The following is a 14,147-nucleotide window of genomic DNA, read 5'->3' as shown; positions in this document are numbered from 1 at the left end:
CGCCGCGATGATCCTGTTCCTCATCCGCTCGTCTCCTTATTCGCTCCCCACTGCCTCGGCGATCGACCCTAATCCCGCGGCGCGCACCTTCTCCTCGAGCCCGCGCACGATGCGTCGCGCGATCCCCGGCCCTTCATAAACCATTGCACTGTAAAGCTGGACCAGACTCGCACCGGCGCGGATGCTGTCCCAAGCGTGGTCGGCGCTGGCGATCCCGCCGATCCCGACCAGCGGGATTTCCCCGCCAGTCGCCTTGCGGAAATCGCGCAGCCGGGTGAGCGCCAGCGCGCGCAGCGGCTCGCCGGAGAGTCCGCCGGTCTCCGCGGCGTGCGCCGAGCGCAGCGGCGGGCGGCCGATCGTGGTGTTGCTGACCATCAGCGCGCCCAGCCGCCGGTCGATCGCGGCGCGCGCGATCGCGTCGACGTCCTCGGGCTGGAGATCGGGCGCGACCTTGAGGAACACCGGCACCGCGCCTGCCACCGCCGCGCCGACGCGATCGAGCAATTCGTGGAGCGCCCCCACGTCCTGCAACGCGCGCAGCCCCGGGGTATTGGGGCTGGAGATATTGAGCGTCAGATAGCTGGCGTGCGGCGCCATCAGCCGCGCCATCGTGACATAATCGGCAATGCGATCGACCGCCTCCTTGTTTGCGCCGATATTGACCCCGACGATGCCGCCCCGCCCGGCGCGCGCCGCGAGCCGTCGCGCCGCCGCTTCGCCGCCCTGGCTGTTGAAGCCGAAGCGGTTGATCACCGCGCGATCCTCGGCCAGCCGGAACAGCCGCGGGCGCGGGTTGCCGGGCTGCGGCAGCGGAGTGATCGTCCCCACCTCGGCAAAGCCGAAGCCGAGCGCGAGCAGCGCATCGGGCACCTCGGCATCCTTGTCGAACCCCGCGGCGATCCCGAGCGGATTGGGGAAATCGACCCCCGCCACCGTGATCGCGAGCGCCGCATCCGCCTTCGGCGCGGCCCGGCGCGGCATCGCCTTGAGCGCTGCCACCGACAGGCGGTGCGCGCGCTCCGGATCGAGGCAGAAGATAGCGGGGCGGATCAGGTCGTAAGCGGTCGGCAAGGGCGTTCCCCAGATTCGGTCGACGTTCGGTCGCGTCGCCGCATATACACCGTCACCCCGGCCTTGAGCCGGGGTCCTTTGTGCCTCGGGCTTTACGGCTGGAACCTCTTGCCCCTGCCTTTGCCTCCAGTTCGCCCCCGGCTCAAGACCACACATTTCGGCGCGCCGACAATCATCTCAATGCTGTAATATCTTCGAGACGATCGTCGGCCATGAGGTGCGCGCAAATTTCATCGGGAACTCATGTGCGTCGCTTTTCGCTCCTCTCCGTGACGATGCTGCTCGCGGCCTGCGCCACCGATCGCCCGCCGCCGCGCCAGCACGGTTGGCAAGCGCATCACGCGGAAGGCGGCGACGATCAGCCGCATTATCTGTTCTTCAGCCCGATGGGCGAGCCGTTCCGGGTCGAGCATCCCGACAAGGCGTGGTTCGCCGGTGCCGACACCAACCACGACGGGCGGCTCGACCGCGCCGAATTTCGCGCCGATGCGCTGCGCTTCTTCCATGTCCTCGATCGCAACAACGACGGCGAGATCGATCCCGACGCGTCGGGCGGGCATGGCGGCGGGCGGGGCGGTGGTCGTGGCGGCGGTGGGCACCGCGGTGGTGGCGGCGGCTTCGGGGGTGGCGGGCCGGGCGGACGCGGCGGATCGGAATCCGCCAGTCGCCCCACCTCTTCGCAGGCGCAGGGCGCGGCGAGCTGGAGCTATATCGGGCTGCCCGAGCCGGTGACTGCCGCCGACACCAATCTGAACCGCGGGGTCGATACCAGCGAATTCCTCGCCGCCGCCGATCAGCGCTTCATGCTGCTCGATCGCAACGGCGACGGCGTCATCACCCCGGGCGAATTGCCCGCCGTCGATACCCGCGCGCGCGGGGGCATCGGCGGCGACAGGGGCCGTCCGCCGGGCGACCATCCGTTCCGCCGGCCGGTGCCGCCGGACGTCGAGGACGACGATCGCGCCCCGCAACCGGCGCATTAACGCGCCGACCATCTTCAGTTCATCTTCACCACGACATTTTCCGGGAACCATGTCGATTCACACACTTCGATCGCGGCTGATGCTCCAATCCTCGCTCGCGCTGGCGCTCGGGGGGCTCGCCCTGCCCGCCGCCGCACAGGAGGCGGCCGCGCCGGCGAAGACCGCCCCGCCGGCCGAGGCGGCGGAGCCCGAGGATATCGTCGTCACCGGCCAGGCGCTGCCGGGTTCGGTGGTCGGCGACATCCCCCCCGAAAACCGCCTGACCCCGGCGCAGATCCAGGCCTATGGCGTCAGCTCGGTCAGCGATCTGCTGGCGGAGATCGCCGATCAGACCACCAGCATCCAGGGCCGCGACAACAGCGGCCCGGTGGTGCTGGTCAACGGCAAGCGCATTTCGGGGATCAACGAGGTTGGCGACCTCCCGACCGAGGCGATCCTGCGCGTCGATATTCTCCCCGAGGAGGTCGCGCTCAAATACGGCTATAGCGCGTCGCAAAAGGTGGTGAACATCATCCTGCGCCGGCGCTTCCTCGCGCGCACCGTGGAGGCCGGCGGCGGTGCGGCGACCGAGGGCGGCGGGGGCAATGCCAACGGCGTTATCGGCTACACCCGCATCCACAACGCCCAGCGCCTCAACATTACCGCGCGTGCCAAGGCGAGCGCGGCGCTGCTCGAGGATCAGCGCGGCATCGTCCCCGACCCCGCCGACGCGACCTCGCGCAATCCCGATGCGGGCGACCCGGCCTATCGCACGCTGAGCCCGTCGACCCGCAATTATTCGGTCAACGGGACCTATGCCTATCAGATCTCGCCGAAGATCACCGCCTCGCTCAACGGCACCGCGGGCTATCAGACGAGCCGCGGGCTGATCGGCGGCGCCCCCGTCTCCGACGATCCCGACGCGATCGTCGCGCTGCGGCAGGATAGCGACACCTTCACCGGCCATGCCGGGGTGACGCTCAACGCCGATCTCTCGCCGACCTGGAAGCTCTCCTTCACCGGCACCTATGATCATAGCGACACGCGCAGCGACACCGATCGCTTCCAGACCGCCGGGGTGCGCGGGCAGCGTGCGATCGCGATCACCAATACCGCCGGCGCCTCGCTGCTCGCCAGTGGGCCGCTGTTCTCGCTGCCGGCGGGCAAATTGCGCACCTCTATCAGCATTGGCGGCAACGCGAGCCAGTTGAGCTCGACCACCGATCGTCTCGGCGGCGCGACCCTGTCGACCGCGATCGCGCGCTCGACCGGCAATGCCCAGCTCAGCTTCGACATCCCGATCGCGAGCAAGAAGGCCGGCTTCCTCGGCGCGCTCGGCACCTTGACCGCCAATGTCAACGGCGCGGTCAACCAGCTTTCCGATTACGGCACGCTGGCGACATTCGGCTATGGCCTCAACTGGACCCCGCGCACCGGGATCACGCTGATCGCCTCGGTCAACGAGGATCGCGTCGCGCCGACGCTGACGCAATTGCGCGGGCCGCTGCTCACCGTGCCCAATGTCCGCATCTTCGATTATGTCACCGGGCAGACGGTGCAGGTGACCCAGATCACCGGGGGCAACCCCGATCTGAAGGCGGACGACCGGCATGTGTTCAAGCTCGGCTTCTCGCTCAAGCCGGCATCGAAGCTCGATCTGACGATCAACGCCAATTATCTCAGCAGCCGGGTCAACAACCCGATCGGCAGCCTGACCGGCGCCAGCCTGTTCGCGCAGAACGCCTTCCCCGACCGCTTCGTGCGCGATCCCGACGGCACGCTGGAAAGCGTCGACGCGCGCCCAATCAACTTCGCGCGCGAGGATCGCGAGCAGTTCCGCTGGGGCATCGTCTTTTCGAAGGTGCTGCGCGCAGCGACCCGCCCGCCGATGCCGCCCGGCGGCTATCCGTGGCGCAACCGCGGCGAGGGGCGCGGCGAGGGGCGCGGCGAAGGACGCGGCGCGGGTGGCGGCAACGAAGGCGGCGATCGCGTCGTCCGGTCCGAAAGCGACGGCGCGATGCCTCCGCCCCCGCCGCCGGGTGACGTTACGGTCACCGGCCAGCGGCCGGCACCGGACATCGACAACGGCCCGCCCCCTCCCCCCGCCGACGGCATGATGCCGCTACCGCCCCCGGGCGGCGCGGGCGGCCCGCCGGGTGACGGCGGCGGCTTCGGCCGCGGCGGTGGCTTCGGAGGCGGTGGCGGCGGCTTCGGCGGCGGCCGGCGCGGCGGCGGCTTCGGCCGCAACGCCGGCGGCAACGAGGCGCGGCTGCAGCTGTCGATCTGGCACACCTGGTCGATCCGCGACACCTTGTTGCTGCGCGACGGCACCCAGCCGCTCGACCTGCTCGCCGGCGACACGATCGGCGCGATCACCCAGCCGCGGCATCAGGTGCAGTTCAACGCCGGGGTGACCGACAACGGCATCGGGCTGCGGCTGACCGGCAATTGGCGCGCCGCGGCGACGACCCGCACCTCGGCCACCCCAGCGGTGGGCGACCTGCATTTCTCGTCGCTGGCGACCTTCAATCTCCGGCTGTTCGCCAATATCGCGCAGCGGCTGCCCCACGAAAGCTGGGCGCGCGGGCTGCGGCTGACGCTGGCGCTCGACAATATCTTCAACAGCCGCCAACGCGTCACCGATGCTACCGGCGCGACGCCGCTCGCCTATCAGCCTGGGTATCTCGACCCTTATGGGCGAACGATCAGCCTGTCGCTGCGCAAAATGTTTTGACGACGAAATGCATGTGCGCTGTTGACCGAGCCGCCCGCCCTGTGGCAGGCGGCCGCTCGGAACGCGGGTGTAGCTCAATGGTAGAGCAGAAGCTTCCCAAGCTTATCGCATCCGCGAATTTCTCCCGCTTTCTGAGCAAAACATCGCTCGAAACAAACCTTCTGAATCAATAACCTGCCTTTTAGCGGCAAAACAAATTGGGCCGTTCGCGAGCCATCTGAAAATGACGAGGCGCGCGATCGGGCCACAGTGACGGGTTGGAACATAGCAGGAACCTGCGCTATCTCCAACCTATGCCCGATTCGCTCGACCCCGAGGCGCCCAATGCGCGTCTTTGATCCCCGCACCCGCTTGCGCGAGCTGGCCGCCGCTCGCCGTGTTACCCTCGCCGGCCTGTCGCGCATGCTCGATCGGCCGGAGCGCTATCTGAGCAACTTCGCGCGCCGTCGCCGGCTGGCGCCGCTCGACGCTCACGATCGGCGGATGCTCGCGCTGTTCTTCGGCGTGAGCGAAATGGAGCTCGGTGGCGATGCCCCGCACTGGCCCGAACGCCGCTCGCGGCGCGCCGCCTAACACCCCGCCGCCGCCGGGCCGCGCGCGCATCGCGTTCCTGGCGCTAGCGGTGCTGTATGAGACGATGGATCTGGCGAAGCGCGGCCGGGTTGCCCCCTCTCCCGCGCTTCGGCTCGCGCTCGCAACGTTATACGTGCTCGGCGACAGGCGCGGTGAATGGTTCGACCGACAGCCCTATATCAGCTTCTGGCACGAGGCGACGCAACGGGACGCCGCCGGCGACGGGTGCAATGCTGGCGTTGAGGCATCCGCCCGGCAGACGATGATGTGGTCGGACATGCAGGGGATCGCGCGGGCCGTGGGGATCGAGCTTACGTCCGATGTGAGGATGGCGATGCGAAAGGCGTGGGAGCGGAGTGCATCGACCGCCGGCGATGCCTAGATTGGTGCGAGGAGAGACGTGATGGAAAAATTCGACGACAAGCTTGGGCCTGACTACGAATCGCGGATCGCGGCTGCGATGATCAAGCTCATCAGGAAGGAATCGAAGCGCAGCGACGGGACGTACGCGATGAACGTCGGCCGCGCGATCGACGGCATGGTGATGGGCATGTCGCTCATCCTCGCCCGGGCGAATGAGGCCGACACCCCGTTCAAGCGCAACGGGCTCGCCGGCTATATCCACAAGAAGCTGCTCCAAGGGCTTGAGGTGGCGAACGACGCGCGATCCGATCCCGAGTTCCCCAGATAGGCGCCCGCCTAATCGGTCACCGCCATAAGCTGCGACGGATAGTGCTGCGCCAGCGCGATCGCTTCGTCGAACGAACAGGTGAGCCACCGGCTCTCGTCATCCTCGTTGAGGATCACCGGCATCGCCTTCGGGTGGATCGGGGCGACCAGCGGGTTCGGCTCGCAGGTCAGGAAGGCAAACACGTCGCCTTTCTCGCTCGGCCGCCACACGCCGGCGAAACTGGCGATCGGACGGCTGGGCACGTTGAACCAATGGAGCGGCAATTTGCCATCCGCGCCGCGGACCTGCCCATATTCGCTGAAAGCCGTGAATGGCACCAGGCATCGCCGCTCCGGGTTCACCAGCGCGGAGCGCCAGAACGGCGAGGTGTAATTGCGGACGTTCGTCACCCGCTTCTCAAGCATGACGGGCTTGCCGGTCGCCTTGTCGATTCGCTTGCCCGGCACCTGGTGCGGGAAACCCCAGCTCATCGCGTGGGCGGCCCGGCCGTCGGCGCTCCCGGTCACCACCAGCGCGGCACGATCGGGGAATAACTCGGGCGGCGGGTAATTCTCATCCTCGGGGAATGGCAGTTCGATGCCGTAGCGCTCGGCAACCTCGCGCTGGCTCGCGGACATGCGATAGCGATTGCACATGCGCGGAGCGTCGCACGGATCGGGCAAAAAGCAAGCGCGCAAAAAAGAAACGCCACGTTACTTTTCCCATTGACGGGAATGTAACGCGGCGTTACTTTCTCTCTGTCAGACGGCGATGGTATGACGCCCCCGCCCGCTGACAGACCGAAAGGAAAGCGAATGCACTTCGCAATCCGGTTTCGGCTTTGGAGGATCGAGATCGTCCTAGTGTCGATCAAGATCACCTAGCCTTAACCCCCTCCCCTCGGCGGCCACCGGGGGGAGGGATAGGTCAAAAATAGAGGACAGGCGGCCGACATGCAAGGGAACGACCTAAGGGCGCTCCGCAAGAGCGCGAAGCTTACGCAGGGCGCGCTCGCCGACGCGATCGGCATGAGCCGTAAGACGGTCAACGAAATGGAGCTCGACAAGGCGCCGATCGAGAAGCGCACTGAACTGGCCGTGCGTTATGTGGTCGAGCATCCGGAGCGGTTCGATGGAACCTGAAAAGCCCAGCCGGACGCTAACGAAGCGAGCGTTTTGTTTTAGAGTCGATGAAGTTTGGCAAAATCAGTTATGTTGCCAATATCAATAAAAATCGGCTCCTGAATCGCGGGTGGCGGCTTTTGAACTCCCTCAAATTCAATCATCAATTCTACATTTTCGGCCTGAAATGCCCCTCGCTTTGGCAAGGCAATCCTGAACTCATCTTGAGGCGCATATTCTGGTGGCTTTATGAATACCGCCTTTTCTGGACGCGCCCAATCTGCGGCAGGTATCTGACTTAACGGACGATAGTCCATACTACCGAAAGTTATTTCTTCGTATGCTAATTTTGATGCTGGGCACTCTCGCGCTTTTATCATTAGAATTAGCTTATCCACATCTTCTATCTCGACGCAAAAACCGCCGAACTCTCTGAACAGAAGGTCTGATTTAATATTACTAGTACAATAAACAAATATGTCGTCGCCCTTTACAGACGCAACAAATCGTTTTGCGCCGGCCAGCGCCTTAACCGGTTTTCCGTCTAAACCTCTGGCGTCAAGGCCTCCCTCTGGGGCGTGTACCAACACTCCGTCTCTTGGGTCTCCGCGGATTCCGCCGTCTTCTATTTCTCGAAAGCTCGACAGGGCCTTCCAATGCATTCTGCCTCGATTGATGAGGTCAAGCGCGTGCTTTTCCTGAGAAAAGTATTTGAAAATCGACACGTCGCCCTCGATTTAATCCCTGCCATGGGGCGTGTCGACGCCGCTGGTCAATGTCATCACCCTTACGTCGTCGAATCGCTGAGCGCCCCGCGCAATACGTATAATTTTCGCGTATTAACAGATCGCTAGGACGCGTGATGTTTCAGCGCGGCCAGGCGTCCCACAGCAGCCGGCGGCGCGCCTCGCAATCGGCCAGGTCGAACCGACCGTCGCGAATCGTGGCGTCGTCGTCGGCTGCCGCCGCGCTACCGTCCGGCTGGCGATGCTGCGGCGTCGGGACGCACGGCCTGCCCGCTTCCGCCGGCGGCGCTGGCGGCCGGGCGTTGGGATAGAGATGCGTCGAGTTCGTCGATCGCCCGCACGCGGTCAGGAGCGCGGCACAACACGCGACCAGCATCAGATTTCGCATATTCCCTCACGGTATCGGTTGATTTGACAATGAGCGGCTGGCGGTCGGCCAGCGCGCCGGCATAGGTCGCCCACGCGGCGGCGCTCTGGTTCGCCCACCGGGCCTGATCCTCGGCGCGCTGCTTGTCGGCGCGGGCGATTTCGGCGGTCCACGTCTGCCGCTCGGCGTTGAGCGTCGCCGTGCGATCGGCCAGTGTGACGCGGGTGAGGTGGAGCGCGATCGTCAGCGCGACGATAGGGGCCGCCCACCAGAAGCGGCGGGCGAGCGCGATGGCAGTGACCCAGCTCACAGCAGCGGCTCGCCGCTGCACTCGGACCATAGGCGCCGAGCGCGCGCCCACGCGCCCAAGAACGATTTGACCGTTACCGTCTGTGGCTCGGCGTAAAAGCCGGTGGCGGCCACGTCGAACGCCCCCGCCTTCTCGCGCAGCTCGACGGCTCGCGGGTGATCGAGATCGGCAAGCGACCGCATCTTGTCGGAGAGGTCCGTCACAGCAGCAACTCCTTCGCCTTGGCCAGCCGCGCGCGGCGATCGACAATCCCGGTGAGGCCGCCGTTGATGAGCCGCGTCACCGCCTCGATGTCGTCGCGATCGGCGGGAGCGTTGATCCGGTTGCGCGTCCAATAGGCGGCGGCGATGCGGATGCCGACTGCAGGCGCGGCGGCAAGGTCGGGGTTTCCCTCAAGATCGAGGCCCAGCAGCTCGCCATAGCGGCGGTAGTTCGCGCGGCCGGTGATCTGGATCGGCCCGCGACCGCGGTAGCGATAGCCGTCGCCCGGGTTCACATTGCCGAGATCCGCGCGGCCCTCGTATTTGGCCTGCTGCGGCGTCGGCCCCCAAATCTCGTTGAACCGCGCGAACCCCATGCTCTCATGGCCCACCTGGGCGAGGAAGTGGGCGAGGCGCAGCCCCGAATCGAGGATGACCGCGCCCTCCAGCGCCGGCACCCCGGTTGAGGCGAGAGACTGGGCGACGGCAGGCGATGCGCCCGAGCGCATGAAGATGGCGCTGAGCGTGATCGGGCCGAGCGCGCCATCCGCGCGCACGCCCAATCGCCGCTGCACCTTGGCAACGTCGAACATGGTCCGTCCTTTCGATTGTATGGAAAAGCAATTGCCGCGACTCGGCGGCGGTGCGCATGATCCGAGCGTCAGGCGACTGCTGACACCCCCGGAGCGCGGCGGTTTCCCGATTTACCGCCGCGCTCCATCCACCCAACTTTTCATTAACCACCTTCGTGCAAATTCCCTGCGCAGAGATGCCGCACGGCAAAGGGGGCTTGGTCGCCGCGCGTCTCTCGGAGCGCGATCGGGGCATCCTCCCGTCCCCGATCGCGCTCCTGCCGCCTCAGTCCGTCTTGGGTGCTTGGCCCGGCAACGGCGGGATCAGAATATCGGCGATCGCCTCTGCGCGCCGCATGAAGCGCTCAGTCGCCAAGCGCAGGAGCCGATCAGCACTCACCGTCGAGAGCGCGGTGGCGATCGCCGCGCCTTCACCCCGCAGGCCCAGCGCCTCGCACAGCCAGAACGCGATCAGCGCGATGATCGGCAGCAGCATCACGTCGGCCACGACAAGCCAGGTCCTGACCCGCACCCCCCGCTTGATCAGCAGCGCATATTTCGCGGCGAACCCGAAAGTCAGGCCGATCCCGATCCAGCCGTATTTCGCGAGCGCGGCCTCAAGCGTCGTCATATCTTGCCCCCTGTGCCGAGCGGTCACTTGCAAGCCGCGATCGGCGCGAACAGCGCCGCCGCAGCGGAGATTTCGGCGTCGGCCGCCGCGCGCTTGACCGAGACGTTGCCGCTCGCGGTCACCCCGGCCGCGAGCGTGATCCCCCCGGCGGTATTGTCGCGCACGACGCCGCCGCCCTCGCCGACCATGATCCAGTTATCGGTCACGCCGTCGCCATTGAGGCGGATCAACAGCCGGTTGCCCTCGATTGTCAGGCCCGGGCCGTGCGGGCCGACCGTGATCCCGTGCCAGCCGGTGCCGATCAGGGAATTGTTGCGGATCGTGATGTTCGAATAGCCCCGCCCGCTAGCGTAGAGCTTCGCCTCGTCACCGATGAAAATGCCTTGCACATGCGCCGCCGGGCCGGGATCGATCAGGTTGCCTTCGATCACCACGTCATGCGCAGCGCGATCGTCAGGCAGCGTCAGGCCGGCGGTGAAGAACTGGATGCCGTCGGGGTGGTCGCCCTTCGCCGGGCTGAACGGCCCCATGCGGTTGTGCGCGATCGTCGCGTTGCTCGCGCCGACCAGCCGGACGCCCTCGCGGACGTTGGCGATCGTGTTGTCGGCGAAGGTCACCCCGACCGTGCGCATGAAAGTGGCAACGGTGCCGAGGTCGCGGAAGGTCGAGCCCGTCACGGTGATATCGGATCCGCCGCGGCCGTTGATGCCGCCGCCGGTCAGATTACCGGCGCTATCGGTATAGGCGGCGAAGGTGACGTTCTTGAAGGTCAGCCGCTCGGGCGAATAGGCGTCGACATAGGGCGGGACGTAGCCGGTCATGATACGATCGACGGGCGCCGCCTCGAAACGCGTACCGTCGAACGTGACGTTTTTCCAGCTATCGAGGACGGTGAAGCCGAACACGCCGCCCTTGATCGTCACGTCATGCAGCGCGCGGATGCGGCTGAATGTCACCCGGCGGTCGCCCAGGTCGATCACCGCGCCGGGCTGCGCCGCGGTGGCGAGCGCGGTCCATTCCTTTGCGGTGAGCGGCGGCGCGGACTGCGCAAGCGCCGGCTGGCAGGCGAAACAAGCGAGCGCGAGCAGCGCCGCGAGCAGTATGCGGATCATGATAGCCTCCTGATACGGGACAATAAAAACCGTCATTTTGGGTTAATTCAGTTTTCACCGAATGCGGCTTGTGCCACCATCGTAACGATCGCTTGGGGAAGCGGACGGAGGGGATTGAGTGGCTCAGAGATCGATGAAGCTCGCCGCGGTCGTGGCGGCGCTGGCGATAATCGCCGCAGGGATCGTGCTCGAAATCAGCGACGATGCGGCCGCCAACGCAGGGGCGGCCGGCCTCTCCGAACCGTATATGGGCCGGTGATGCGGCCTGTCCAAATCACCCTCGCCCTAGGCATGACACTGGTAGCGACGGCCGGCGTCTATTTCCGGCTGCATCCGCTTCTCACCGTGCCGGCAGGGTTGATCGCCGCCGGCCTGCTGATCGCAATTGCAGCACGGTCACCGGATCAGGCGTAAGCCCCGCACGCATCGAGCCCGCTGGTTGGGCGCGCCGCGCCAGCGAGATCGAATGCAAGGCCGCGGCGGGAAACGCGCCCGCGCGCGGGGCTTCCCGCTTGCAGGCGATAGTCGCCGCCGCCGGCACCGGCGGTCGATGCGTTCACCGTCGCCTGGTAGGACACGAACAGCGGGTCGTTGCGCACCGTGAGGCTGGTGCCGATCGAGCATCGCAGGCCCGGATGCATCTGCGAGAAGGCCGACCCCGCCTGCGCGCCATCGGCCGAGCAGAACATCGTCCACTCTCCCTCGCAGCCAACACCGTTCAGGTAACCAAAGTTGCCGGTGCGGTTCGCCGCCTCGGTGGCATCGGTGGTCGAATAAAAGCGGTCGCCCTTGGTGTTCGTCTGGACCCAGATATTTCCCACCATGCGGATCAGCCGATGGGTGCGCCGGTTCGTGCCGCTGCTTTCGTCATAGAAGGCGTTGAGGCGGGAATTGACGAACCCGGCGACCGTGTTGTGCGCGACGACGGTATGGACCGTTGAGCCATTCGCGCCGTCCGAGCTGATGCGAACGATCGGGTTCGATCCCGTGCCGGTCACCTCGACGAGGTTTTGCAGGATAGCGACGCCAGTGATTGTATCACCGGGGTTCGTCGCGCTCACCCCGATCGCCGCGCCCGCGCCGGAGTGCGCGAGGAACTTGTTCCCGTAGACAATGCAGCCGTCGGCGGGGTTTTTCAGGTTCGGATTCTGGACCCGCGAGAGCTTGCAGCCGAACGTCACCCACTGCATCGGCGAGGTGGAGTTCATGTCGGCGGTGACCCCGCGCATGATCCGCACTTCGTTATTCTGCTCGGTCAACCACGCCAAATTCGTCGTCGTCGGATCAACCAGAACACCAAAGAGGCTGCCATGCGACGAGGAATACGGCGAGCCGAAGGTGCCGCTGGCGTCGATGAGGGTAATATTCCAAAGGTGCCACCACAGTCCGGTGGCCGTCTCGCCGCGAATGGTGGCCGCGTTATTCGTGCGCTTGAGCGTCAGGTCGGTGAATATCACCGCGCTTTCCAGCCCGGAGATGCTGCACGTCTGGCTCGGCCTGTAGCCATTTTCGATCGTCAGGACGGCCGATGCGCGCGCGACACCCGGCGCGCGAGTAACGATGACGCCCGCGCCGCCTTGAGGGTTTGAAACCTGGGCCACGGTGCCGGTGTTCACGGCACCGTTTATATAGATGCGACAGCCAGTCGCGAGGCCGCCAGTCGCCGGTACGCCACGCGTCGCGTGCATGATCGCAGCGTGCGCCCCGGTAAGCGTCAGAAAAGGCGTCGCCTGCGCGGTCGCGGCGTTGGTCGACCATACGCCTGTGCTGTCGTTGCCCGCCGGATCGACATAGGCCAGCGGCGGCGCGGTGGCGCGTGACGCATCCTTATGGAAGTAGCGCCGACCAAATTTGCGCGGCGTGTAGCCGGCCGATACCTGCACCTCCTCGCTCTTGAGGACAGACGCCGCCGTACCGATCCACGGATATACCTCCGCCTCAAGCCAGATCGCGCCGGTGGCGAGCGCGGTGACATCAAGATCGCCCTGATAGACTTCGACCGGATTGGCGTCCTCGACCGTGGTCGAGATCGCGGTTGCGGCGACGGTCTGCCACGCCGTTTGCGTCGTCCCGTCATTGGCGCGGACGCGAACGCAGGCGACCTGCCGATTGGATCGGAAATCGCGGTGGAACGCGACCATCTCCCAATGCACCGAATTGCCGACCAGCAGGCGCGCCGGCATCGCCCATTCGGCGATCGGCTTAGGGCTGGTCTCGGTGGAATTGTTCGTGACGCCAGCGATCGAGTCGGTCGCATAGACGTAATCGTCGAGCGCGAGCGAGGCGGGCTCCGCCAGGGTGTAATTGGGATAAGCTTGCCGCCTGCGCTTCGTGACGATGCGCGTTTCGGTGTACGTCGTTGCCGCGCCCGTTGCAGTGAAGCCGGCGCGATCGACGAGGAACGACTTTGGCGATGCGCCCTCCGGCGCCATCTCGCTCGGCAGCGAGGTGTTCATGGCCGGCAGATCGCCGGGAACACGATATTCGCCGGACCACCCGTCGGCGTTGATCGACGTGATCAGCGGCGCGGGCGCCGCCGTGACCGCGATCGCTGACGAGGTTGCCGTCGTCGAGCCGCCCGGCCCCGTCGCCGTATTCTCGAGCACGAGCGATCCTGCCGCGCCCGGCACGATGGTGGTGCCGGTGCCGATTGCGGTCCCGCTGAGCAGCCAGCGGCGAGCGGTCACACTGCCATTGCTCACCGTCCCGTCGGTTGCGGTGAAGGTGGTGGCGCTATCGCCACTCGAAGGGCTGATGGAGGGCGCGGCGGTGAACGAGGGCGCGGGCACCGCCGAAACGGTGACAGCCGTCGAGGTTGCGGTCGTCGTGCCGCCCGGCCCGGTCGCCGTATTCTCGAGGACAAGCGAGCCCGTCGCCCCAGGCACAATGGTCGTCCCGGTCCCGATCGCGGTGCCGTTGAGCAGCCAGCGCCGCCCGGTCACGGTGCCGTTGCTGACAGTCCCGTCGGTTGCGGTGAAGGTGGTCGAACTGGTGCCGCTGCTTGGAGCGATGGATGGTGCCGCCGTGAAGATCGGAGCCGTATCGCCTGGGATAGGCGGCCCCGCGGCGGGCGCCGCG

At 66.2% G+C, this 14,147-nt stretch carries 18 protein-coding genes and 1 tRNA gene; 10 read left to right on the top strand and 9 right to left on the bottom strand.

What is annotated here, in order from left to right; all coding sequences use genetic code 11:
• Positions 1–36 precede the first annotated feature (36 nt).
• A complete protein-coding gene (locus BGN95_RS03710) occupies positions 37–1,071 on the bottom strand; it encodes a quinone-dependent dihydroorotate dehydrogenase (RefSeq protein WP_286771659.1) in 1,035 nt (344 codons plus the stop codon).
• 245 nt (positions 1,072–1,316) lie between these two features.
• On the opposite strand from BGN95_RS03710, the gene BGN95_RS03705 reads away from it, so the two are divergent.
• From BGN95_RS03705 to BGN95_RS03680, 6 genes are all read left to right on the top strand, one after another.
• Positions 1,317–2,054 carry an EF-hand domain-containing protein gene (locus tag BGN95_RS03705; protein WP_286771658.1) on the top strand — a complete coding sequence of 246 codons (738 nt, stop codon included), beginning with the start codon at positions 1,317–1,319 and terminating at the stop codon, positions 2,052–2,054.
• A gap of 79 nt (positions 2,055–2,133) precedes the next feature.
• The gene (locus BGN95_RS03700) at positions 2,134–4,767 is read left to right on the top strand and encodes a TonB-dependent receptor (RefSeq protein WP_286771657.1); all 2,634 of its coding nucleotides are present in this window, start codon (positions 2,134–2,136) and stop codon (positions 4,765–4,767) included.
• A gap of 63 nt (positions 4,768–4,830) precedes the next feature.
• Positions 4,831–4,896, top strand: a tRNA-Gly gene (locus BGN95_RS03695).
• 195 nt (positions 4,897–5,091) lie between these two features.
• Positions 5,092–5,340, top strand: coding sequence for a hypothetical protein (locus BGN95_RS03690; protein WP_286771656.1), 249 nt, complete (start codon positions 5,092–5,094; stop codon positions 5,338–5,340).
• Positions 5,297–5,722, top strand: coding sequence for a hypothetical protein (locus tag BGN95_RS03685; RefSeq protein WP_286771655.1), 426 nt, complete (start codon positions 5,297–5,299; stop codon positions 5,720–5,722). Before BGN95_RS03690 ends, BGN95_RS03685 begins: the two co-directional genes overlap by 44 nt.
• A 21-nt stretch (positions 5,723–5,743) precedes the next feature.
• Positions 5,744–6,031 (top strand): hypothetical protein, encoded by a 288-nt coding sequence (locus BGN95_RS03680; RefSeq protein WP_286771654.1) that lies wholly within the window; start codon positions 5,744–5,746, stop codon positions 6,029–6,031.
• 8 nt (positions 6,032–6,039) lie between these two features.
• On the opposite strand, the gene BGN95_RS03675 is transcribed toward BGN95_RS03680, so the two are convergent.
• Positions 6,040–6,666, bottom strand: a complete 627-nt coding sequence (locus BGN95_RS03675; protein ID WP_286771653.1) for an SOS response-associated peptidase — start codon at positions 6,664–6,666, stop codon at positions 6,040–6,042.
• A gap of 297 nt (positions 6,667–6,963) precedes the next feature.
• On the opposite strand from BGN95_RS03675, the gene BGN95_RS03670 reads away from it, so the two are divergent.
• Positions 6,964–7,152 (top strand): helix-turn-helix transcriptional regulator, encoded by a 189-nt coding sequence (locus BGN95_RS03670; protein WP_286771652.1) that lies wholly within the window; start codon positions 6,964–6,966, stop codon positions 7,150–7,152.
• Positions 7,153–7,190: 38 nt separating this feature from the next.
• On the opposite strand, the gene BGN95_RS03665 is transcribed toward BGN95_RS03670, so the two are convergent.
• The 6 genes from BGN95_RS03665 to BGN95_RS03640 form a co-directional block, all read right to left on the bottom strand.
• Entirely contained in the window at positions 7,191–7,856 is a 666-nt protein-coding gene (locus BGN95_RS03665) for a hypothetical protein (RefSeq protein WP_286771651.1), read from the bottom strand.
• A 245-nt stretch (positions 7,857–8,101) separates the two neighbouring features.
• On the bottom strand, positions 8,102–8,584 hold the full coding sequence (locus BGN95_RS03660; RefSeq protein WP_286771650.1) for a hypothetical protein: 483 nt from the start codon (positions 8,582–8,584) through the stop codon (positions 8,102–8,104).
• Complete coding sequence (locus BGN95_RS03655) at positions 8,551–8,757, bottom strand: hypothetical protein (RefSeq protein WP_286771649.1); 207 nt, start codon at positions 8,755–8,757, stop codon at positions 8,551–8,553. Before BGN95_RS03655 ends, BGN95_RS03660 begins: the two co-directional genes overlap by 34 nt.
• A complete protein-coding gene (locus BGN95_RS03650) occupies positions 8,754–9,347 on the bottom strand; it encodes a glycoside hydrolase family 19 protein (protein ID WP_286771648.1) in 594 nt (197 codons plus the stop codon). The genes BGN95_RS03655 and BGN95_RS03650 overlap by 4 nt, the downstream gene beginning before the upstream one ends.
• Positions 9,348–9,612: 265 nt before the next feature.
• A complete protein-coding gene (locus BGN95_RS03645) occupies positions 9,613–9,957 on the bottom strand; it encodes a hypothetical protein (protein WP_286771647.1) in 345 nt (114 codons plus the stop codon).
• A 23-nt stretch (positions 9,958–9,980) separates the two neighbouring features.
• On the bottom strand, positions 9,981–11,069 hold the full coding sequence (locus tag BGN95_RS03640; protein WP_286771646.1) for a right-handed parallel beta-helix repeat-containing protein: 1,089 nt from the start codon (positions 11,067–11,069) through the stop codon (positions 9,981–9,983).
• A 133-nt stretch (positions 11,070–11,202) separates the two neighbouring features.
• On the opposite strand from BGN95_RS03640, the gene BGN95_RS03635 reads away from it, so the two are divergent.
• Both BGN95_RS03635 and BGN95_RS03630 read left to right on the top strand, forming a co-directional pair.
• On the top strand, positions 11,203–11,328 hold the full coding sequence (locus BGN95_RS03635; protein ID WP_286771645.1) for a hypothetical protein: 126 nt from the start codon (positions 11,203–11,205) through the stop codon (positions 11,326–11,328).
• Between the two features lie 32 nt (positions 11,329–11,360).
• Positions 11,361–11,483, top strand: coding sequence for a hypothetical protein (locus tag BGN95_RS03630; RefSeq protein WP_286771644.1), 123 nt, complete (start codon positions 11,361–11,363; stop codon positions 11,481–11,483).
• Here BGN95_RS03630 and BGN95_RS03625 read toward each other — a convergent pair.
• Positions 11,474–13,771: a hypothetical protein gene (locus tag BGN95_RS03625; protein ID WP_286771643.1), complete on the bottom strand. Its 2,298-nt coding sequence runs from the start codon at positions 13,769–13,771 to the stop codon at positions 11,474–11,476. The two genes, BGN95_RS03630 and BGN95_RS03625, sit on opposite strands and share 10 nt — an antisense overlap.
• On the opposite strand from BGN95_RS03625, the gene BGN95_RS03620 reads away from it, so the two are divergent.
• Positions 13,764–14,147, top strand: a 384-nt coding sequence (locus BGN95_RS03620) for a hypothetical protein (RefSeq protein ID WP_286771642.1), incomplete at its 3' end; no start/stop codon positions are given. The two genes, BGN95_RS03625 and BGN95_RS03620, sit on opposite strands and share 8 nt — an antisense overlap.

It is taken from the genome of Sphingomonas sp. 66-10, from assembly GCF_001897045.1.
GTDB classification, from domain to species: Bacteria; Pseudomonadota; Alphaproteobacteria; order Sphingomonadales; family Sphingomonadaceae; genus Sphingomonas; species Sphingomonas lycopersici.
This window is presented reverse-complemented; position numbering and strand designations above follow the sequence as displayed.